Origin of the sequence: Pyxidicoccus xibeiensis, assembly GCF_024198175.1 — a bacterium.
Classification (GTDB): Bacteria; Myxococcota; Myxococcia; order Myxococcales; family Myxococcaceae; genus Myxococcus; species Myxococcus xibeiensis.
The window spans coordinates 1,013,721-1,032,631 of sequence record NZ_JAJVKV010000003.1; the positions used below are offsets into that span (position 1 = coordinate 1,013,721).

Consider the following 18,911-nt stretch of genomic DNA (forward strand, 5'->3'; position numbering starts at 1 on the left):
GGTGCCGCTTGAGCAGCGCGTTCCACGAGGCATGGAAGAACGCGGACGACAGCACCAGCACCAGGGCGACGGTCTCCAACACGGCTCCTTCACGAGGTCGGGGCCGTGTCTAACGCAGGGGCCGCCTCCGCGCAGTCGCTGCGTCACCTCTTCGAGGCCCCCTGGGAGCTTGCTGTTCGGAAATGTCGGGGGTTTTGCGCGGCGAAATGTCCCGACATTTCCGAACAGCAAGCTCCCGGCCGCGAAACGGCCCCGTCAGGGTGATGGCTCGTCGTGGCCGTCCTGCGCTTCGGGCGCCTCCCCCATGAGCACCGAGGCCGGCAGCGCGGGGCCCTCGGGGATGGGGCGGGGTTCGTCGAAGGGGGTCACACGGCCGAAGGAGTAGCGCTCCTCGGCGTGCGCACCAAACGACGCGCCCTCGGCATGTGCCACCAGCACCAGGTCCTCGGTGGGCACGGTCCCCGTCTTGAACGTGACGACGTACGTCACCGCGCGGACATCCCCTCCCGGGCCCTCGGGGACGGTGAAGTCCTCGGGCCCTTCGAGGAGCGCTGCTCCGCGTGGCAGGGAGAGACGCACCGCCACGGGGGCACCGAAGCCCAGCCGCCGCTCCACCTCCGCCACGAGCCGCACACTGCCGGTGGACGCCTCCACCACCGTCCAGCCCACGCGCATCGGCGCGGGGATGCGCGCGGTCAGCCCCGCCCCCCAGGTTCCATGCGTATGTCCCTGGTTGTCCTCCGTGGGCGTCGCCGCCTCTCGCGGCGGCTCCGGCTCCGGAGTGCCACCCCCTGCCCAGGCCACTGGGTGGGGCCGCGACCGCGCCTCGGCGGGCCGCCCTGCCCTCCCTCGCTGGGAGGGAACTGAAGCGCGCACGTCGGGTGCCACGGGCTCGCCAGCGACCGGCGACTCGACGGCATCGCGTTGCACCACGCTCGGAGGGGCTTCGTCCCTCGCATCGAGCTGCGCCCGGGTCTTCTCCCGCTGGGAGAACGGAGGTGACGGCTCCGGCCGCTTGCGCGCCTTGCCCCGGACGCGCTCCACGCCGGAGGCCACTCCCGCGGAGAGTGCTCCCGCGAGCGCGAGGGCCAGCACCACGCCCGCGAGCTTCCGTCGCGTCAGGAGCACCGGCAGGCCTCCATGGCAGGGCTCGCAACGCAGGACATCACGAAGCCCTGGGCGCTCACCGACATGGCGCCGTCGCCGCATGCGCAGCACGCAGCCTCCAGCACAGAGCACGAGTTCATCACGGGCACCGGGCGCTCACCGACACAGGGGCGCATGACTGGGGTACGGGTACGCGACGGCCGGCTCGGTGGCCAGGTCCATCACCGTCCCGGGGAAGCCCTGGCACATCAGCGTGTCCAGGAAGTCCGCGAGGCACGGCGCGGAGTGCTCCGTCCGCGTCACGTCCACCACCGCCCCGTTCTCCATCCGCCACCGGTGCCGCTGGTAGCCGCGCGCCCACGGAGCGGCGTTCATCGCCGGAGCGCCGAGCGCCTCGTACAGCGGCTGCCGCGACGACGTGCCCCTGCCGAGCCGGTAGAGGATGGCGGCCACCTCGTTCTCCTCGATGCGCTGGAGCAGGCCGTCCTCGGGCTTGGGCCGGTTCCACGTGCCTGCGGCGGGCTCGCGTGCCTCCAGGTCCACCCAGAACATCGTCCCGCCCTGCCGGTCGTAGTACCGCGAGCTGCCACGCGCGTCCGCGCTGAACCAGGTGGCCCACCCCTCGCTCCACGCCTGTCCGGGGAAGGTGGGCACGCCGACGAAGTGCGGGCCTCCCTCCTCCGGGCTCGTGCCGTAGCTGGCCATCACCCAGTGCCCCAGCTCGTGCAACACCATGGCCTCGGACCACCAGGCCGCGTCACCGTCGCCGGGCAGCCACACCTGTGCCTCCCATCGCCGTCCCGCCGCCGTCACCGCCCACGGCGCGAAGCAGGCGCCACAGGACCACGTGGCGCCAAAGCCGAGCCACGCCACCACCGGCAACCCCGGCCGCCCGTAGCGCTCCCGCGCGCGATGCCACGCCGTGCGCAGGGCAGCGAACACCGCCGCCGCCCCGGAGCCATCCGACTCGCGGATGGTGAACACCGGCCGCTCGATGAGCCCCTTCGTGGAGCGCGACCAGCTCCAGATGCGCGCGGACGCGCCCGGCAGCGTCGACACGGACTGCGCCCCGGACAGCGCGGGGTCCGCCACCGCGTACGCCACCGTGATGGAGCTCCCGCGTCCCGCCGCATAGACGACGATGCGGTCCTCGTCCCGCACCTGGTCCGCCACCTGGACGGTGAAGCTCCCATCCAGGTCGGTCACCGACAGGTCCACCAGCGTCTCGCCTCGATAGGACGCGATGAGGAAGCCCCCTGCGGGCACCAGCTCTGCCTCCGGTGTCCAGTCGCGGAACGCGGCGTCGGGCCAACGCCGGGCATAGCGCACGGTGCCGCTCAGCGTGGGCCCTGGCGAGCCACACCACCCGCGGCGGCCCTCCGCGACACAGCCCGCGGAGCACTCGCGCGAGCGCCAGCGCCCGTCCGTGCACGTCTCCAGCCGTCCAGCGTCCGAGCAGCGCGAGACACCATCCACGCACGCGGCTCCCGCCTCGCAGTGCGCTCCACCCTCCTCCACGCACGCATCGCCCACGGCGCAGTCCTCGCGCAGCAGCATGCCGAGCGAGCACCGCTCCACCACACGACTGCCCAGGCACCGGCCACCTTCTGGCAATGACGAACAGTCTGTCGCGGCGCGCATCGCCTCGTTCGGAGTGTCGGAGCACGCGCGCTCGCGGCACGCGACGTCACCCTCGGCGCATGCGGCGTCGCAGTTCTCGTTGCCAGAACCCGGCCCGCAGGCGAGCAGCACCAGCCCCAGGCCCACGCACGCCAGCGCCCACCGCCCCGCTCGCACCGCTGCCTCGAAACGCAACGTCGTGGTACCTCCGCCCCCCGTCGCACCGACGACGGATGAGCGGCAGGACAGCACGCACGGTGCGCGGCTTCGCAGGACCGAGGAGCCCACGGGTCTCCTGCTCGCCCGCTGCAACGCACCACGGCTGTTCTTCACTCGACACGTGATGCCATCCACGTGCCCGCCTGCCTGCTTCCGCCGCGTCCCCGTTCGCCGCGAGACGCCCACGCGCCCGCCACTGTCTGGCACCGCGTGAATCACCCGGCGTGGGTTCGCCCCGCGCCTGAGCGTTGTTACACTCGGCCGGCCTCCCCTCGGGCAAGCAGGGCTCCCGGCGAGCAGGACTCCCAATGACGCGCCTCGACACCCAGGCCCCACGGTTGGACCTCCCGAGTCTCGGCGTCCATGCGCTGTGGGCCGCCTGGCTCGCCGCGGTCGTCATGGGCTGGAGCGGCTGGGCTCTCCCGGTGCGCGTGGGCGCGATGGGGGTGGGCTGGGCGGTGATGTTCTGGAACTACGCGGTGCTCCACAACCACATGCACGTGCCCATCGCGAAGCCGCGTGCGCTCAAGTGGCTGGTGTCGCGCACGCTGGGGCTGGCGTGTGGCTTCGCGTACCGCGGCTACTTCATCCACCACTTCAACCACCACCGCTTCAACGACGGTGAAGGGGACTGGGGACGGCGACACCCGGGGGAAGGCGCGCTGCGGTACTGCGTGCGCTGGGCGCTCACGCCGTGGCTCTGGCCCTTCGACACGCTGAAGAAGGTGTGGAGCGCGTGCAGGACGCGCGGCCAGAAGGTGGAGCTGCTCGTCGACTTCGCGGTGGTGGACGGCACGCTGCTGGCGCTCACGCTCTGGCAGCCGTCGCTCGGGTTGTCGCTGCTGGGCACGCTCATCTTCACGCAGGCGTGCATCCACTACCTGAACCTCGCGGCCCACCTGGGCTCGGATGCGAGGGAGCGCACGCGGCTGGCGGTGACGTCCACCTCGCGCTTCTACAACCGCTGGTTCTTCAACGCCGGCTACCACCAGGCCCACCACCTGAAGCCGCAGGTGCCCTGGCGCGAGCTGCCCGAAGTCACCAAGGCACTCGCCCGGCAGGAACAGCTCCCCGCCGAGCTCCAGACGGACGTGTCACCCATCAACCCCGCCTGGGCCGCACAGGTAGCCGCCCGTATCGGTGAGTCGCCCCAGGCCCGTCCCGGCACGAGCACATAGCGGGCGACGGGCCGATGCGCGCGGACGCGGGCGCCACCGCGTGGCGAGGACACCGCGTACACCCGCCTCGCGGACTGGCCGTGAGCGCGCAGCCAACGCTGGGCCGATGAGCACGGTCGCGGGCGCCCCGCCTGGCGAGCACAGCGCCAGCCCGGCCCGCGAACTGACGAGGCGCTCAGGGCTGAGCCGGACGGTGTCCCGCCGGAATGACCCACCGGCCGGGCACGTCCGGCCACTCGACGACCTGCACCTCCAGCCCGAAGGTGCTGGCGATGAGCTCGGGGCGAAGCACCTCGGCGGGCGGGCCCACCTCCACCAGCTTCCCCTGCGCCAGGATGGCCAGCCGGTGCGCATGGCGCGCAGCGAGGTTCAGGTCATGCAGCACGGCGAGCACCGCTCCCCCTTCCCGAGCGAAGCGCCCCGCCGCCTCCAGCACGAGGTGCTGATGGGCGAGGTCCAGGCTCGCGGTCGGCTCGTCGAGCAGGAGGTAGCGGCTCCCCTGCCCCGGCGGCACCGACAGCTGCGCCAGCACGCGCGCGAGCTGCACCCGCTGCCGCTCGCCTCCGGACAGCGTGGTGTACGGACGCGACGCCAGGTGCCGCGTGTCCGTCGCCTCCAGCGCTGAGGTGGCCGCCTCCAGGTCCGCGCCGCTCCCGCCTCGCCCCGCATGCGGGCTGCGGCCGAGGAGTGCCACCTCCAGCGCCGTGAAGCCGAAGCCGAGCGACGACTCCTGCGGCAGCACGCCGAGCCGCCGGGCCCGCTCACGGGGAGGCCAGCGGTGCAGCGGGAGCCCTTCCAGCAGTACGTCCCCCGCCGCGCAGCGAAGCTCTCCCGCGAGCGCTCCGAGCAGCGTGGACTTGCCGGCGCCATTCGGCCCCACCACGGCCAGCACCTCACCGGGCTGGAGCGTCAGGTCCATGGGCCCCAGCGTCCGCCCCCGCCCGCGCCACACGTCGATGCCACGCGCCTCCAGGCTCATGCAGCCCCCTTGCGCGCCAAGAGCCCGATGAAGACGGGGACGCCCAGCACGGAGGTGAGCGCGCCCACGGGCAGCTCCGCGGGCGAAGCCGCCGTGCGCGCCAGCAGGTCCGCGGCCACGAGCAGCGCGGCGCCCAGCAGCGCGGAGGCCCCGAGCAACCGCCGGTGGTCCGGCCCGAGCGCGAGCCGCAGCACCGCCGGCACCAGCAGCCCGACGAAGCTGATGATGCCCGTGACGGACACCGCCGCGCCCACGCCCAGCGCCGACGCGAGGATGAGCCGGCGCTTGAGGCGCTCCACGTCCACGCCCAGGTGCCACGCCTCGCGCTCGCCCAGCAGCAGCAGGTTGAGGGAATGCGCGTCACGCAAGAGCAGCGCGAGCGCCACGGCGAGCGGCGCGGCGGCCACGCCCACCACCTCCCAGGACGCGCCGCCCAGGCTGCCCCAGCTCCAGAAGGTGATGGAGCGCAGCTGCGCATCCGTCGCCACCTGCGTGAGCAGGCCGATGCCCGCGAACGCACCCGCGCTCACTGCCACGCCCGCGAGGAGCATCCGCGACGTCTCCGTGCGCCCTTCGCCCGTGCCCAGCCGCTGGGCCAGCAGCGTGGCGCCGAGCGCACCCGCGAAGGCCGCACCGGGGACGGCCAGCAGGCGCAGCGAGCCCAGCCGGGAGCTCAGGGCCACGTCCAGGACGATGGCGGTCACCGCGCCCAGCGCCGCGCCGCTGGAGGTGCCGAGCAGTCCCGGCTCGACGAGCGGGTTGCGGAACAGCGCCTGGAGCGCGGCGCCACAGGTGGCCAGCACCGCGCCCACCATCACCCCGAGCACCACGCGCGGCAGCCGGATGGCGAGGAGCACCGACTCCTGCACGGGCTCCAGGCCGGCCTCGAGCTTCAGCCCCAGCAGGCCCAGCACATGGCCCACCAGCGCCAGGGGCGGCACCCGCACCGCGCCCACGGCGAGCGAGGCCAGCGCCACGCCCAGCAGCAGCAACGACAGGAGCAGCCACGGGCGAGGCGCCGGCGGCCGGAGCCGCTCCCGCGAGGGGAACGGCGCCGAGACGGGCGCGATGCCCGAAGCACTCACTGCCCGCTCCGCGCCGGTGCCTGGAACGCGTCCTGCAGCCGACCCACCGCCTTGCCCAGATGCGGGCCCAGGCCCATGAAGTGGACGTCCTCCACGGTGACCAGCCGCCAGCCGCGCACCTGGGACAGGCCCGGGACGCGCGCCAGTCCGGCCTCGCCCTTGAGCGCCTCCGCCGAGCTCTCCGGGACGAGGACGATGTCGGGTGCCGCCTGGACTACCGCCTCCGCGGTCAACGGCTTGTGGCCCGTGTACCTGGACACGGCATTCACGCCCCCCGCGAGCCGGATGAGCTCATGGGTCGCCGTCTCCGTGCCGGCGACCATGAGGACGTTGGCGCCGCGGGCATACAGCGCCAGGACGCGCGGCGGCTTCCGGTCCTTCAGCCCGGCCACGCGGGAGGCGGCGCGCTCCAGGTGGCTGTTCAGCAGGGCGATGAGCGCCTCACCGCGCTCGGCCCGTCCCAGCTTTTGCGCCACGGTCCGGATGCGCTGCCGCGTGGCTTCCACCGTGTGCTGATTGGGCAGCACCACGACGTCCACGCCCGCCTTCCGGAGCTGTGCGAGCACGCCCGGAGGGCCTGCCTCCTCGGACGCCAGCAGCACCGAGGCTCCCGAGGCCAGCACCGCCTCCGCCGAGAGCGCTCGCTGGTAGCCCACCTTCTTCGAGCGCGCGGCGACCTCCAGCGCCAGGCTGGTGTCGTCCACGCCCACCACCTGCTTGCCCGCGCCCAGCGCGAACACCGTCTCGGTGACGGCCGGGCCCACCGTCACCAATCTGGGAGCAGCGACGGCTTGCGGCGAGGCCGCGGCCCCGGGCGACGGCGAGGGAGGGACCGGAACGGCCTTCGCGGGCTCCGCCGCGTGAGCCACCGCGGCCAGCAGGGTGAGCAGCACGGCGACCTGCCTCATGGCATCACCTCCCGCACGGGCAGCGCCGCTGCCAGCTCCGCCATCAGCGCCCGCCACTCCGGCAGCTCGGGCTGCCCCGGCTTCCGCTTGCCGAAGAGGAGCGCGATGTTCTCCCCTGCCGCATCGAACAGCTCCAGCGAGGTCACCACGCCATCCCGCGTGGGCTTGCGGACGACCCACGCGGTGTGGATGTGGTCCGCGCGCAGGTGCAGGTTGAAGCCGGAGTCCAACACGTTCATCCACGGCCCCGTCGGGCGCACCGTGTGCACCGGGCCCGTGTGAATCTGGATGGCCCCGGGGTTGCCGACGAACACCATGATGGGCTGGCCCGAGCCAGCCACCCGCTCCAGCACCCACGTCAGGGACTCGGGCGCAACAGCGGTGGTCAGCTCCTGCCCCGCCAGCCGCAGCGCCTGCGTCCTGGCCACGTCGAAGCGCTGGAGCAGCGTGAAGAAGTCATGCGTGTCCTGGAGCCCGCACCAGCCCGCGCGCAGGCCCTCCACGTCCACGTCACCGTCCGGCCTCGGTGCCTTGACTGGCGCGGGCGCCTCCACCGGCAGCTCGGCGGACTGCTCCGCGTGGGTGAGTTCCTCCACCAGCGCGTCGAACGCGGCCGTGCCGCCGCCGTCCTCCAGGAAGACCTTGTGTACGGCCGTTCCCGTCGCGTCGAAGAACTGGAGGCTCCGGCGGAGCCCGTCCGCCAGGCTCTCACGCAGGGCGAACCCGAAGCACCAGCGAGACAGGAACAGGCGCAGGTCGATGTCCTCGTCCAGCACCAGGGCGCGCGCGCCGTGCAGCTCGACGTTGCGCCAGGTGCCGCGCTTCTCGTGGACCGCGTGCGCGTTGCGGGTGAGCGACATCACCCGCCCCAGCGACTCCATCCGGGGCAGGAGCACGTCGAAGCGCAGCTCCAGCCGGACGGCGTTCTCACCGACGCCGGTGGCGAGCAACTGGGCCTCGCTGACACCCAGCTGGTCCGCGGCGTCGCGGATGCGGGTGCGAGGTTGGGACTGGCGCAGCGCCAGCCAGCGCTGGCGCAGGAGGGTGGGCTCGGGAGGCTCACCCGGACGGGACGGAGGCGACATCATGGCAGGCACCTGGCGTCAGGACGCATCAGCGGGAGCTGGAGACCGACGCGTCGAGGCTTCCGCCCGAGACGGGCCCCTGCACCTTCGCCCAGCGCAGCTTGAGCATGGCCGGCGTGCCCGCGTCGTCGTAGTACGCCAGCATCTCCACCTTGAAGTACGCGCGCGAGTCCGTGCGGACCACGTAGACGCGCGCCCTCGGGCTGAGCTTGTGCGTCGCCGGGTCATACGCGTACCAGCCCTCGCCGGCCTGGAAGACGGTGTCCGGGTCCTCGCCCATGTCGGCGCCGTCCGCCGCATCAGTGGTGTAGCCCGTCGCGGGCGCCTGGCTCACCTGCGCGAACGTCTTGTCGCCGAGCACCGCCACCTCCACGCCCCCGGTGCCATTCACGCCGCCGCGCGAGCGGATGCCGAAGCGCTGGAAGGAGAGGTCCCAGACGGCATCCGTCGCCGCGCTCACCTGGCGGCCCGCGTCCAGGTCCAGGCCAATCCACTCCGTCTTGCTCGTCGCATCCACGGTGGTGGTGAAGGAGCCATCCCCATTGTCCACGTGCCGCACGTGGGTGCCGTTCTCCGGACGCGTGGAGTCCGGCTCGTTCGGCGTCTCGTCGACAGGCTCCTGCGGCCCGGGCTCGGGCTCCAGGTCGTCACCGCACGCGGACAGCCAGCCCGCGAGCAGCAGCGTGGCGGCGACACGGCCGAGGGACGAAGGACGGAAGGCGAAGGGGGACATGGAGGCTCCTGGGGTTGAAGAGGGACGGCTCACAGCCGGGCGGAGAGCCCGGCCTGGAAGGTGCGGGGAGGAATGGGCAAATCGTTGGGGTTGCCCGCGTCCAACAGATTGGTGCCGATGACGAAGAGCTGGAGTTGCTCGCGAAGCCGCCAGCCGAGCCGGGCGTCCACCGTCACGTAGGGACTGGCGCGGTACGGGTTCGCCTCCCCGTCGCCGTCGGTGTCCGGATAGAAGGGCCGGTGGCCCACGAGCGCGCCGCGCGCCCAGGCCTCCACTCCCGACTCCCGGTGACGCCAGGTGGCCTGCGCCGTCAGGCGGTGGCGGGCCTGGCCCTCCAGCGCGCGGCCCGAGGACTCCGAGCGGCCGTCCGTCAGCGTGTAGCCCAGCTCCGCGGTGATGCGCCCGGGAAGGCGCTGGCGCACGCCCAGCTCTCCGCCGCGCACGCGGGCCCGCGCCACGTTGATGTAGCTGAAGCGCTGCGACTCCCCGTCCTGCTCCAGGGAGACGCCAATCATGTCGCGCAGCGTGTGCTGGAAGGCGCTCGCCCACAGCAGCGACGCCTCCGAGGGCCGCACCTCCGCGGACAGGCTCAGGCCCCGCGAGCGCTCCGGCCGCAGCTCCGGGTTGCCATGCACGGAGTAGCCGACGGTGGGGTTCTCGAAGTCGAGCAGCAGCTCCTGGAAGCCGGGGGCGCGGTAGCTCCAGCCGAAGCTCCCGCGCAGGGTGAGCCAGCGGAGCGGGTCCACGCGCGCCGCCAGCCGGGGCGTCACGGCCGTGCCGAACTGCGTGTCCGTGTCCACACGCGCGCCCGGGACGAGCACCAGCCCCGTCAGCAGCGTCCAGCTGTCCTGCGCATAGACGGAGGCACGGCCCCGCCGTCCCCGTCCCGTCTCCAGCCGGTCCGACTGGAGCCACTCGCCCAGCAGTTCCGCGCCCACCACCAGCGCATGCCCCTCTCCGGCCCGCGCGTCGAGCTGCGCCCCGAGCCGGCCCTGCTGCTCGCGTGTGTCCTCCACGGTGTCCAGCGCGGACGAGCGCCGCTGGTCGCGCAGGTAGCGCCGGAGGAAGCCCGCGTATGCGGCGTCCACACGCAGCGTCGCGTCGCCTGCCAGGCGCCAGGACGGCGTCAGCCGCGCGGAGAGCGAGTCATCGCGGCTCGCGCGGTCGAAGATGGCGCCCGCCACGCCCAGGTCCACGCCGCGCTGGGTGCGCCGAGAGTAGGACGCGGTGCCCTCCAGCGCCGGGCCGCTGTCGCGGCGCAGGTCCCCGCTCGCGGAGACGTCGAAGCCCTCCAGGCTGCTGCCCGTGGTGCCCTGGTCCGCGGGGTCCAGGTCATACGCGTCGCGCCGCTGGAGCCCGCCGCTCAGCCGCACGCCCCAGCCCTCGCCCCGGGCCTCACCCGTACCATCCACCTCCAGCCGCTTCAGGCTCCCGTAGGAGAGGCGCACCTCGCCCCCGAGCGGCCGCCGGGCCTTGCGGGTGATGAGGTTCACCACGCCGGCCACGGCGTCGCTGCCGTAGAGCACCGACGAGGGGCCCTTGACGATTTCCACCTGCTCCACTTCCTCGAGAGACAGCCGGGACAGGTCCACGCTCCCCGCCACGCGCCCGGCGACGCGCTCGCCATCCACGAGCACCAGCACGTACTCCGAGCCGAGCCCCTGCACCTGGAGCGCGGCGCCGGAGAACGTCTGCACCACCTCCAGCCCCGGGTGCGCGGCGAGCAGCTCCGCCGCATCCCTCGCCCCGCTCGCCAGGATGTCCGCGCGGGTGATGACCTCGGTGGCCACCGCCGTGTCGCCCAGCCGCTCCCGCGCGCGGGACGCCGTCACCACCGTGCGCGCCACGGCGGACTCGTCCGAGCCCGCGTCCACGGCCAGGCCCCTGCGGGTGTCGGCCTCCGCGCTGGCCATGGCCCCATCGGCAGCAGCGTCCACGGGGGCCACGCCCGCGTCGGCCACGGCGTCCACGCTGGCCATGGCGCCACCGGCAGCAACATCCACGGCGGCCACGCCCGCGTCGGCCACGGCCTCCACCGCCTCGCCACCCTCCGGTTCGGGCGGAGCCCCACCCCATGCCGCCACGGGCAGGGCACAGGCCAGAACGAGGAGACACCAGCGCCAGGACATTCCGCGTCCTCCGGCTCATGGCCGGCGGGCCTCGCTCGGAGGCCCCGTGGGGCGCTGGGCTCAGGGCCTCGGGCCGCAGGGAAGACACCACCTCGTCCCGGGCCTGCAACCCGGGCACACCTTCAATGCTCAGTCACCTTCGCCGCGCACCCGCGCACCGCTCCCACCGCCCGGCGGTGGAGCCCCCTCCAGCGGCACCACCTGTATCCGGTGACACCGCCGGCACTTCAGCTCCACGCCTTCAGGCACCAGCCGCGCCAGCAGGCTGCCGCACATGCACCGCAGCTCATCCGCCCCGCACTCCCGCTGGCCTCCCTCGCGCATCACCGCTCCCTGGCTCGAAACGGCGTGGACGATATTGATACTGATTATCAAAGTCAAACAACTTCGACACGAGTGTCCGCGGGCGCACAGGCGCGAGGCGGACGGGGGACTTCAGTGGACCTTGGGACGGGCGGACGCCTCTCGAGAGACGCGGGGCTTGGGCGTCACCATGCGAGCGATGCCGTAGTAGAGCTGGTCCTCGGTGTAGACCTTGCGCACGCGCCGGTGGGTGCCGGGGACGTAGGCGGGGCCGGGACGCTCCAGCCACTGGAGGACGCGGACCTCACCGGAGTGGGCCATGGCGGAGAGCAGCTCCGGCGGGCACAGCTTGAGGTAGCGGCGCACCAGGGGCTTCAGCTTGCGGGAGAAGGCCCGGCCCAGCACGTCATGGCGCCGGCCGGAGTGCAGCGTTCCGTCGAAGCGGCGCGACAGGTGGAAGAGCTCGTGCACCACCGTCTCCACCCGGGCCTGGGCGGTGGAGCCCCGGAAGAAGAGGGGCCGCAGGGTGATGCAGTACAGCATCCGCTTGCCACGGATGCGGATGATGGGCTTGCGGCGGCCGGTGCGGTCCGCGCTCTTGCCGCCCCGGAAGCACAGCGGCTTCACGGTGCCTCGCGACGCCCGGCGTGCCTCGCCGGACACCACGAGGATGCGGGTCGGCTTCACATGGCCGAACTCCGGCAGCTTCGCCGCGATGTCCCGGATGAGGGCGCGGAGCGTCTTGTTGAAGTTGGGGCGGCGTCGGGCCACGAGTGGTGGACAGTCTAGCGGAAAAGTCCTTGGGTCAGCCCCAGGGCTGGCCACAATGTCTAACGTGATGCGCTCGCTCTCGCCCTTGTTCCGCCTGACTGTCCTCCTCACCCTCGGCCTGGGGTGTGCCTCCGCCCCTACCCGTCCCTCGGGGCCCGCCGTCCTCACCGCCCAGGAGACCGTCGTCGTCTCCCAGGGCCTCACCGATGCCACGGTGCGCTATCGGGGGCAGGTGGCCAGCCCCGCCGCCGGAGTGCTGGAGCGCGCGGAGTACGAGCTCGTCTCCGACGGACAGGTGGTGAAGACGGGCACCGCCCAGCTCAACGTCAAGCTGGAGCCGGGGGTGCCCGCGGACTTCTCCTTCGAGGAGCAGGCCGCCTACGTGAAGAGCGCGGAGGACCTGACGCGGCTGAGTGCCCAGAGCGGCACGCTGCTGCTGGCCCTGCGCGGCAACCTGGTGGTCCGCTCGGGAGACCAGGAAGAGAAGCTCCCCTTCGCGGCCAGCCGCGCGGCCCGCGTGCCCCGGCTGCCCACGGTGGTGATGGAGGAGCTGGACGGGGCGCGCTACTCGCCCGAGGAGGTCCAGCTCAACCTCCGCCTGGGTGTCCGCAACCCCAACCCCTTCCCGCTGAAGCTGGAGGGGCTGACGTGGAAGGCGTTGGTGGCGGGCAAGCAGCTGGACACCGGGACGGTGGCCCAGGCGGACAGCGTGGCCGCGTCCGCCACCGGGGTGTACACGCTGGAGGTGGCGGTGACGAAGGACACCTACGGACCGGAGGTGAAGTCCCTCATCTCCAAGGGTGTCCTGCCCTACGGCATCACCGGCGAGGTGACGGGCCCCCTGCTGCGCGTCCCCTACACGCTGTCCGGCGAGGTGAAGCTGAACGTGTCGCGGTAGAGTGGGGTCCGCGTGCCCATCTACCTGCTGAGTGACGAGCACCCGGAGCTGTTTCCGCCTCCGGAGCGGGCTGACAAGAGCGGTGTGGTCGCGGTGGGTGGGGACCTGCGGCCGGAGCGACTGCTGGCCGCGTACTCGCGCGGCATCTTCCCCTGGTACAGCGAGGGAGACCCCATCGTCTGGCACTCGCCGGACCCTCGCTTCGTGCTGGAGCCCGACAAGCTCCACGTGGGCCGCTCGCTGCGCAAGACGATGGCGCGGGGCCTCTACGAGGTGCGCTATGACACGGCCTTCGCGCGCGTCATCACCGAGTGCGGCCGCGTGCCGCGTCCCGGCCAGAATGGCACGTGGATTACCGACGACATGCTGGAGGCCTACGTCACGCTGCACGAGCTGGGCTTCGCGCACTCGGTGGAGACGTGGGCGGAGGGCGAGCTGAAGGGCGGCCTGTACGGCGTGTCCCTGGGCGCGGCCTTCTTCGGGGAGAGCATGTTCGCGCTGGCGCCGGATGCGTCGAAGGTGGCCTTCGTCGCCTCGGTGGAGCGCTTCAGGGCGTGGGGCTTCCAGCTCATCGACTGCCAGGTGGAGACCGAGCACCTGGCGCGCTTCGGCGCGGAGGCCTGGCCGCGCAAGCGCTTCCTCACCGCGCTCTCCCGGGCGCTGAAGGAGCCCACGCGGCGAGGGAAGTGGACGGAGCAGGCGACGCCCGCACCCGGGTAGCCCGCCGCATTACAGGTCGGTTACGAGGAAGCTCCGGTCCACGGCTCAATGTTGTCCCGATGGGGCCTGGACCTGGAGCACATCGACCGCACACGGGCGTCATCGCAGCCCTCGGACTGTTCCTCTCGGCATCCTCCGAGGCCCTGGCCGCGCCACCCGCGATGTCGTGCCTGGACACGCCAGCCACCCACTCGCTGCCCAGGCAGCTCCGACAGACGTCTCCGTCGAAGCCCCCTGGGGAGACCGTGACGTCCTTCGAGATCACCGAGTCGCTTCCGCGTGAGCTACCCAGCGACGCGCCCTTCGCGGCGTGGCTCGTCATCCCGGCGAGGGATGCGCAGGAGATCCGGGACTACGTGTACCGAGCCGTCGACTCCACGCTGGACGTCGTCACCCCCGTGGGCACTTTCGGACTGCGCATCAGCGCACTGGTGGCAGCGACCCGCGTCGGCGCGAAAGAGGGAGTTCATGTGGACTCGCCACAGAAGGGCGTGCTGGCCCTGCTCTGCTTCGACCCCAGACAGAAGGGCCCGCTGGTCTACCCGCTCCCATCCGTCTTCGAGACAGCGCGCAAGGCGGGCCTGCTCACCCGGGCCCAGCAAGGAATCCTGGCGAGCAACGATAGGGCCCCCGCCCAGCGGTATCAGGTGCTGCTGCAGGAGTGGGCGGACTTCGCGAAGGCCACCTACGTCATGCCCCAGCGCCCCCGACTCATGGATGCGCTCTTGGCTCTGTACGTCCTCCCGGGAACGCACCTCTACGCCGCACTCGAGCCGCCCCGCTTCTTCGACCGGGCCCAGCGCATCCAACTGAGGAAGCTCGGCGAGTCCCTGCCCGGGCAGTGCCAGATACTCCTGCCGAGGTCCCATGAGTCACGGCTGGCCCTCGAGCTTCGGAACTGCCCGCTGTCGCAGCTCGCGGGAGACTGGAACGGCGCGCGCACCTGGACCTCGCCCGAGCTGGAAGGGCCGGTCCAGAGGCTGGCGGCGACGGCGGCCCAGCAGCACGAAGAGCTGGACCTGACGCTCCAGCTCTCGATGGAGCCCAAGGCCGCGCGCAGGGTCGTCTCGGAAATGCTGCGCGCCCTCGACGGTATCGCGGCCGGGCCCGCCGCGCGGAAGTGACGCGCCCGTCCCGCCTCAGCGCTTGCAGGGGGACAGCGTGCGCTTCGCCGTCGCCAGGTCCTCCTCGATGGGCGTGGCGTAGCGCACGGACTTCGGCGCCACCTTCGACTTCGCCGCGTCATGGGCATACAGCACGCCCAGGTGGCGGCTGAGCACCGTGCGCAGCCCGCCGCTGTCGTACAGACCGCCGAAGAACGAGCCACCGCCCTTCCGCGGGAAGGGCGCCAGCGCTCCCGGCGGACGCAGCAGCAGGGACAGGTCCTCCGTCTTCCAGCCACACGGGTCCTTCTTCCCGAGGCGGTGAGGCGGATCATTCGGCGGTAGGTGCTCAAGGTGCCCACACTGGCGCAGCAGCCCGGCGGGTCTGCCATGAGCGTGCGCGCACCCCACATGAGGAGCCGCGACTAGTGAGCGAACACTCCACCCCGCTGGAAATGCGCCATCGCAGTGGACCACCGGTCTAGCGCCGTCGACATGGGGCAGAAGGTGTTGAGGCCTAGGGCACGTTCTCGCTCCAAGGCGAACTCAGGATGGACTAATTTCTGGGTTCGTCGTACAAAATGTCCCACCTAGTGCCGCAAGTGGCTGTCAGCCCTAGGAACTATATGGACACCATGGCGGACCAAAAAATCGACAGCATTGACCATCTGTTCCATGTAGCCCGGCTCGGCCTTGCCGGGCGACGCGACGACCTAGCGGTGTACGTCCAGAAGCTCGTGCGCACCCTCGGGCGGACCGATCCAGAAAGAGCAGCGAAGCTGCAGGACCTCCTGGCGGTCTCGCAGCCGTCCAACGCCGGTCAAGGAGCGCTGCGCAGTGCGACCATGGCCGCAGTGCCTGTGGACATTGAATCGAGGATGAGCCTCTTGAAGGAAGAGTGGCCCTCCCTTGATTTGGAGCCGAAATGGTCTCCGCCGATAAAAGGCGAACTGAGCCAAGTAGTGCTTGAGCGGCGGCGCACGGAGGAACTTCTCCGGGGCGGTATTGCTCCGACGCGCTCGGTACTATTCACCGGACCGCCGGGAGTTGGTAAGACCCTGGCAGCACGTTGGATGGCAGCCCAGCTTGGCTGGCCACTGCTTACGTTGGACCTCTCAGCAGTAATGAGCAGCTATCTCGGCCGCACCGGCAACAACGTGCGTAACGTGCTCGACTACGCGAAGGGCGTCGAGTGCGTTCTGTTGCTGGACGAACTGGATGCAATCGCTAAGCGTCGAGATGACGGTGGTGAGGTGGGCGAACTCAAGCGACTCGTTACGGTGCTCCTCCAGGAAATCGACGAGTGGCCCGTCTCAGGTCTACTCATTGGCGCCACGAACCACCCGGACTTGCTTGATCCGGCGGTGTGGCGACGATTCGAGCGAGTGATCGACTTCCCTCTACCGGACGACGATACTGTGCGCGAGCTTGTTGCCGACCTGCTCGCTCGTCGCCCCGAAGTGGATGTTGGACAGATTGCGCCCGCTCTTGCTCTGCTGTTTCGAGGGCAGAGCCACGCGCTCATTGCGCGCGACTTCCAGCGAGCCGTGCGCAATGCACTAGTTCATGGGTCGCCCGTGCAGGAGGCACTGCTTGCTCTAATGCAGGAGCGGACAGGCCAGCTTGATAAAAAAGCGCGGAAGAGCTTGAGCGCGACGCTGGTGCAGGCGGGCGTTTCCCAGCGCACCGCTTCCAAGCTGACTGGTACGAGCCGCGGGACTATCCGGAGCGCGCAGCGTCGGCAGGGTAAACAGTCGCACTAAAAGGGGGAAGATGACATGGCGGACATGAAGAACTTCTTAATTGGCGAGGGCGAGCGGCTCGTAACCCGCATCCTTCCTCCACTCCGAAACCCCGGGGAGAAGTGGACACCGTACAAGTTCCTGCCGGCGCGCGCGCGACTAAGCCCGCGCGTTGCACAGTTGTCCTCCGCGTTGGAGCAGGCGCCGGATGCCCTCTTCCCAGAAGATCGCGCGGTCGCGTTGTTGACCTTGCACCCGGCATTCATCGCCAAGAGCTACTTCCCCGGGGGCCTCCTCAAGGAATTGCAACTGGACATGGTCGGCAGCCGACCTCGAACGATCACGCCTGCGATCACCAAAGGAGCTAGCAGGCCAACTGTTACCTCCGAACTCTTCGTAGCGGGAGAGCGCGATGTATTCCGCCGCTGGGCTAAAGAGCTACCTCGCTGGACTGAGGGCGGCCGGTTCGACCAACTTGTGCGACTGGAAGACGTGCGCCTGCCCCATGTGGAAGACAAGCTGCGCGGATTCACTGAACAGCACTCGGGCCACATGGCGATCGAAGTTGTTCTGCATGCAGACGCGGTAACCGGGGGATTCATTCTTGAGGGGTTCCACCGCTATCTCCGCAGCCTGGGAATCAACGACAAGTTGCAGGAGCGAATTCAGGTGGGAGGGTTGACTTTCATAGCCCTGGACGCCCCTCGTGAACTTGTCGAACGCATCGCAGCCTTCAGTTTCCTGCGCGTTATCCGCCCATTGCCCGTGCTGCGCGCCTTCTGGCCGGATTCGACCAAGGTGCTCAAGTCTGAGCCGACCGCCACGGCCGTATTACCGGCGGCAACCGCCGCCAGCCAAGCGCTCCGCGTAGCTGTGCTCGATGGCGGAGTGCCGCCCAATTCCGTACTCAGCCCGTGGGTCACCAGTCACAGCATCGGCAACGTGGTGAAGCCAACCGTCGATCAACTCGCCCACGGCCTCCAGGTGACCTCCGCTCTTCTGTTCGGGCCAATCGAGCCCGGTAAGACGCCCCCTCCGCCCCCTGCTTCTGTGGACCATTTCCAAGTGGTGGACGCGCGCGACGAAAAGGACCATAGCCGCAACTACTACCGAGTGCTCGGGCGGGTGCAGAACTTCCTGAACCGCCGCTCTCACAGCTTCGTCAACTTGAGCATAGGCGCCGCATTACCTGTGGTGGATGACGAAGTCCACCCTTGGACCGCCATCCTCGACCAGCACCTAGCCACAGGAGATACGTTCGTGACCGTTGCGTCTGGCAACGGTGGCCATCACCCGGCCGACAGCGGGATGGAGCGTGTTCAGTCGCCTGCGGATTCTGTCAATGCCTTGGTCGTAGGCGCGTGTGACTCGATGAAGAAGGCATGGCGACGGGCTGGCTACAGTTCCTACGGGACTGGACGTAGTCGCATGAAGCCGGACGGCGTGGCGTTCGGAGGCACCGACAAAACGCCTTTCTTCGCGTTGGCAGACCCGCACGGCAAGCTGCGCGGCGTATACGGAACGAGCATCTCGGCACCGAACGCCATGCGGACTGCGTTGATGATGCGGGCCGAACTCGGGCCGGTCCTTCATTCTCTCGCCCTGCGTACGCTAATGGTGCATGGGACGGAGCGCGGTCGACAGCCGGTAACTGAAGTTGGCTGGGGGCGTTTCCCTCAGGACCCGAATGAGTTGCTTGTATGCGGCTCGGGCGAGGCCCGTATTCTCTACCAGGGAATTTTTGTGCCCGGGAGCTACATGCGTATGCCCATCCCGATCCCGCCCGGCGGAATTAAGGGTGAAAAGGTCGAGATCACCGCCACGTTTTGTTTCGCGTCACCGACGGACCCAGAGGATCCGCTGGCGTACACGCGCGCTGGCCTCGACATCACCTTCCGCCCGAATTCGAAGAAGTTGGCTAACCCCAAAGCCAAGAGGCCTGTCGCAGAGGCAGACTCCTTCTTCACTGCCAAGAAGGCCTATGCCACTGAGCAGGACCTGCGCAACGCGCATAAATGGGAGACGACTCGCCATGCGCAGCGGCGCTTTAACGAGGCGGACCTGGTCGAGCCCTACTTCGAGGTGCATTACAACGCCCGAGAAGGAGGAGCCCCCAGCAAGGGGGCGACTAACGTCCCTTATGCGCTCGTAGTGACGGTTCGCTGCCCCGGGATGCCGGACCTCTACAACCGCATCCTGCAGCATTACCGCACGCAGCTCCGGCCGCTCGTACCACTCAGTGTCCAAGTCCCTCTGCCACGAGGTTAACAGTACAGACCATGCACGTTCCGCGATGGCTTGGCCCTGAGCGGGCGTGCTGGTTTCATCAAT

General features: G+C 70.4%; 17 protein-coding genes. 6 read left to right on the forward strand and 11 right to left on the reverse strand.

All coding sequences use genetic code 11. The features are described from left to right. Positions 1–255: 255 nt before the first annotated feature. A complete protein-coding gene (locus tag LXT23_RS16990; RefSeq protein WP_253981206.1) occupies positions 256–1,128 on the reverse strand; it encodes a hypothetical protein in 873 nt (290 codons plus the stop codon). A gap of 135 nt (positions 1,129–1,263) precedes the next feature. Beyond that, positions 1,264–2,922, reverse strand: coding sequence for a hypothetical protein (locus LXT23_RS16995; protein ID WP_253981207.1), 1,659 nt, complete (start codon positions 2,920–2,922; stop codon positions 1,264–1,266). Positions 2,923–3,254: 332 nt separating this feature from the next. Here LXT23_RS16995 and LXT23_RS17000 point away from each other — a divergent pair, with 332 nt between their 5' ends. Continuing rightward, positions 3,255–4,124 carry a fatty acid desaturase gene (locus LXT23_RS17000; RefSeq protein WP_253981208.1) on the forward strand — a complete coding sequence of 290 codons (870 nt, stop codon included), beginning with the start codon at positions 3,255–3,257 and terminating at the stop codon, positions 4,122–4,124. Between the two features lie 175 nt (positions 4,125–4,299). On the opposite strand, the gene LXT23_RS17005 is transcribed toward LXT23_RS17000, so the two are convergent. The 8 genes from LXT23_RS17005 to LXT23_RS17040 form a co-directional block, all read right to left on the reverse strand. Next, positions 4,300–5,103 carry a heme ABC transporter ATP-binding protein gene (locus LXT23_RS17005; RefSeq protein WP_253981209.1) on the reverse strand — a complete coding sequence of 268 codons (804 nt, stop codon included), beginning with the start codon at positions 5,101–5,103 and terminating at the stop codon, positions 4,300–4,302. Then, positions 5,100–6,188, reverse strand: coding sequence for a FecCD family ABC transporter permease (locus LXT23_RS17010; protein WP_253981210.1), 1,089 nt, complete (start codon positions 6,186–6,188; stop codon positions 5,100–5,102). The genes LXT23_RS17005 and LXT23_RS17010 overlap by 4 nt, the downstream gene beginning before the upstream one ends. After that, complete coding sequence (locus tag LXT23_RS17015) at positions 6,185–7,096, reverse strand: heme/hemin ABC transporter substrate-binding protein (RefSeq protein WP_253981211.1); 912 nt, start codon at positions 7,094–7,096, stop codon at positions 6,185–6,187. Before LXT23_RS17015 ends, LXT23_RS17010 begins: the two co-directional genes overlap by 4 nt. Then, positions 7,093–8,184, reverse strand: a complete 1,092-nt coding sequence (locus LXT23_RS17020; protein WP_253981212.1) for a hemin-degrading factor — start codon at positions 8,182–8,184, stop codon at positions 7,093–7,095. The genes LXT23_RS17015 and LXT23_RS17020 overlap by 4 nt, the downstream gene beginning before the upstream one ends. A gap of 25 nt (positions 8,185–8,209) precedes the next feature. Continuing rightward, positions 8,210–8,914, reverse strand: a complete 705-nt coding sequence (locus LXT23_RS17025; protein WP_253981213.1) for an HmuY family protein — start codon at positions 8,912–8,914, stop codon at positions 8,210–8,212. Positions 8,915–8,943: 29 nt separating this feature from the next. Then, on the reverse strand, positions 8,944–11,043 hold the full coding sequence (locus LXT23_RS17030; RefSeq protein WP_253981214.1) for a TonB-dependent receptor plug domain-containing protein: 2,100 nt from the start codon (positions 11,041–11,043) through the stop codon (positions 8,944–8,946). 129 nt (positions 11,044–11,172) lie between these two features. Then, positions 11,173–11,367: a hypothetical protein gene (locus tag LXT23_RS17035; RefSeq protein ID WP_253981215.1), complete on the reverse strand. Its 195-nt coding sequence runs from the start codon at positions 11,365–11,367 to the stop codon at positions 11,173–11,175. 111 nt (positions 11,368–11,478) lie between these two features. Further along, positions 11,479–12,117 (reverse strand): hypothetical protein, encoded by a 639-nt coding sequence (locus tag LXT23_RS17040; protein WP_253981216.1) that lies wholly within the window; start codon positions 12,115–12,117, stop codon positions 11,479–11,481. A 67-nt stretch (positions 12,118–12,184) separates the two neighbouring features. On the opposite strand from LXT23_RS17040, the gene LXT23_RS17045 reads away from it, so the two are divergent. The 3 genes from LXT23_RS17045 to LXT23_RS17055 all read left to right on the forward strand — a co-directional run bounded on the left by LXT23_RS17045 (position 12,185) and on the right by LXT23_RS17055 (position 14,859). Then, positions 12,185–13,015 (forward strand): LEA type 2 family protein, encoded by an 831-nt coding sequence (locus LXT23_RS17045; RefSeq protein WP_253981401.1) that lies wholly within the window; start codon positions 12,185–12,187, stop codon positions 13,013–13,015. Positions 13,016–13,027: 12 nt separating this feature from the next. Further along, a complete protein-coding gene (aat, locus tag LXT23_RS17050) occupies positions 13,028–13,735 on the forward strand; it encodes a leucyl/phenylalanyl-tRNA--protein transferase (RefSeq protein WP_253981217.1) in 708 nt (235 codons plus the stop codon). A gap of 245 nt (positions 13,736–13,980) precedes the next feature. Beyond that, a complete protein-coding gene (locus LXT23_RS17055) occupies positions 13,981–14,859 on the forward strand; it encodes a hypothetical protein (protein ID WP_253981218.1) in 879 nt (292 codons plus the stop codon). A gap of 15 nt (positions 14,860–14,874) precedes the next feature. Here the strand turns inward: LXT23_RS17055 and LXT23_RS17060 are convergent, their stop codons facing one another. After that, the gene (locus tag LXT23_RS17060; protein WP_253981219.1) at positions 14,875–15,249 is read right to left on the reverse strand and encodes a hypothetical protein; all 375 of its coding nucleotides are present in this window, start codon (positions 15,247–15,249) and stop codon (positions 14,875–14,877) included. 215 nt (positions 15,250–15,464) lie between these two features. Between LXT23_RS17060 and LXT23_RS17065 the strand changes: the two genes are divergently transcribed. After that, positions 15,465–16,601, forward strand: a complete 1,137-nt coding sequence (locus tag LXT23_RS17065; RefSeq protein ID WP_253981220.1) for an AAA family ATPase — start codon at positions 15,465–15,467, stop codon at positions 16,599–16,601. Between the two features lie 15 nt (positions 16,602–16,616). Next, positions 16,617–18,848: a S8 family peptidase gene (locus LXT23_RS17070; protein WP_253981221.1), complete on the forward strand. Its 2,232-nt coding sequence runs from the start codon at positions 16,617–16,619 to the stop codon at positions 18,846–18,848. Positions 18,849–18,911 lie beyond the last annotated feature (63 nt).

Coding starts and splice junctions, on each gene's coding strand:
- LXT23_RS17000 (WP_253981208.1), top strand. CDS start 3,255: ATGACGCGCCTCGACACCCAGGCCCCACGGTTGGACCTCCCGAGTCTC.
- LXT23_RS17035 (WP_253981215.1), bottom strand. CDS start 11,367: ATGCGCGAGGGAGGCCAGCGGGAGTGCGGGGCGGATGAGCTGCGGTGC.
- LXT23_RS17045 (WP_253981401.1), top strand. CDS start 12,185: ATGCGCTCGCTCTCGCCCTTGTTCCGCCTGACTGTCCTCCTCACCCTC.
- LXT23_RS17025 (WP_253981213.1), bottom strand. CDS start 8,914: ATGTCCCCCTTCGCCTTCCGTCCTTCGTCCCTCGGCCGTGTCGCCGCC.
- LXT23_RS17005 (WP_253981209.1), bottom strand. CDS start 5,103: ATGAGCCTGGAGGCGCGTGGCATCGACGTGTGGCGCGGGCGGGGGCGG.
- LXT23_RS17030 (WP_253981214.1), bottom strand. CDS start 11,043: ATGTCCTGGCGCTGGTGTCTCCTCGTTCTGGCCTGTGCCCTGCCCGTG.
- LXT23_RS17015 (WP_253981211.1), bottom strand. CDS start 7,096: ATGAGGCAGGTCGCCGTGCTGCTCACCCTGCTGGCCGCGGTGGCTCAC.
- LXT23_RS17065 (WP_253981220.1), top strand. CDS start 15,465: ATGGACACCATGGCGGACCAAAAAATCGACAGCATTGACCATCTGTTC.
- LXT23_RS17020 (WP_253981212.1), bottom strand. CDS start 8,184: ATGATGTCGCCTCCGTCCCGTCCGGGTGAGCCTCCCGAGCCCACCCTC.
- LXT23_RS17070 (WP_253981221.1), top strand. CDS start 16,617: ATGGCGGACATGAAGAACTTCTTAATTGGCGAGGGCGAGCGGCTCGTA.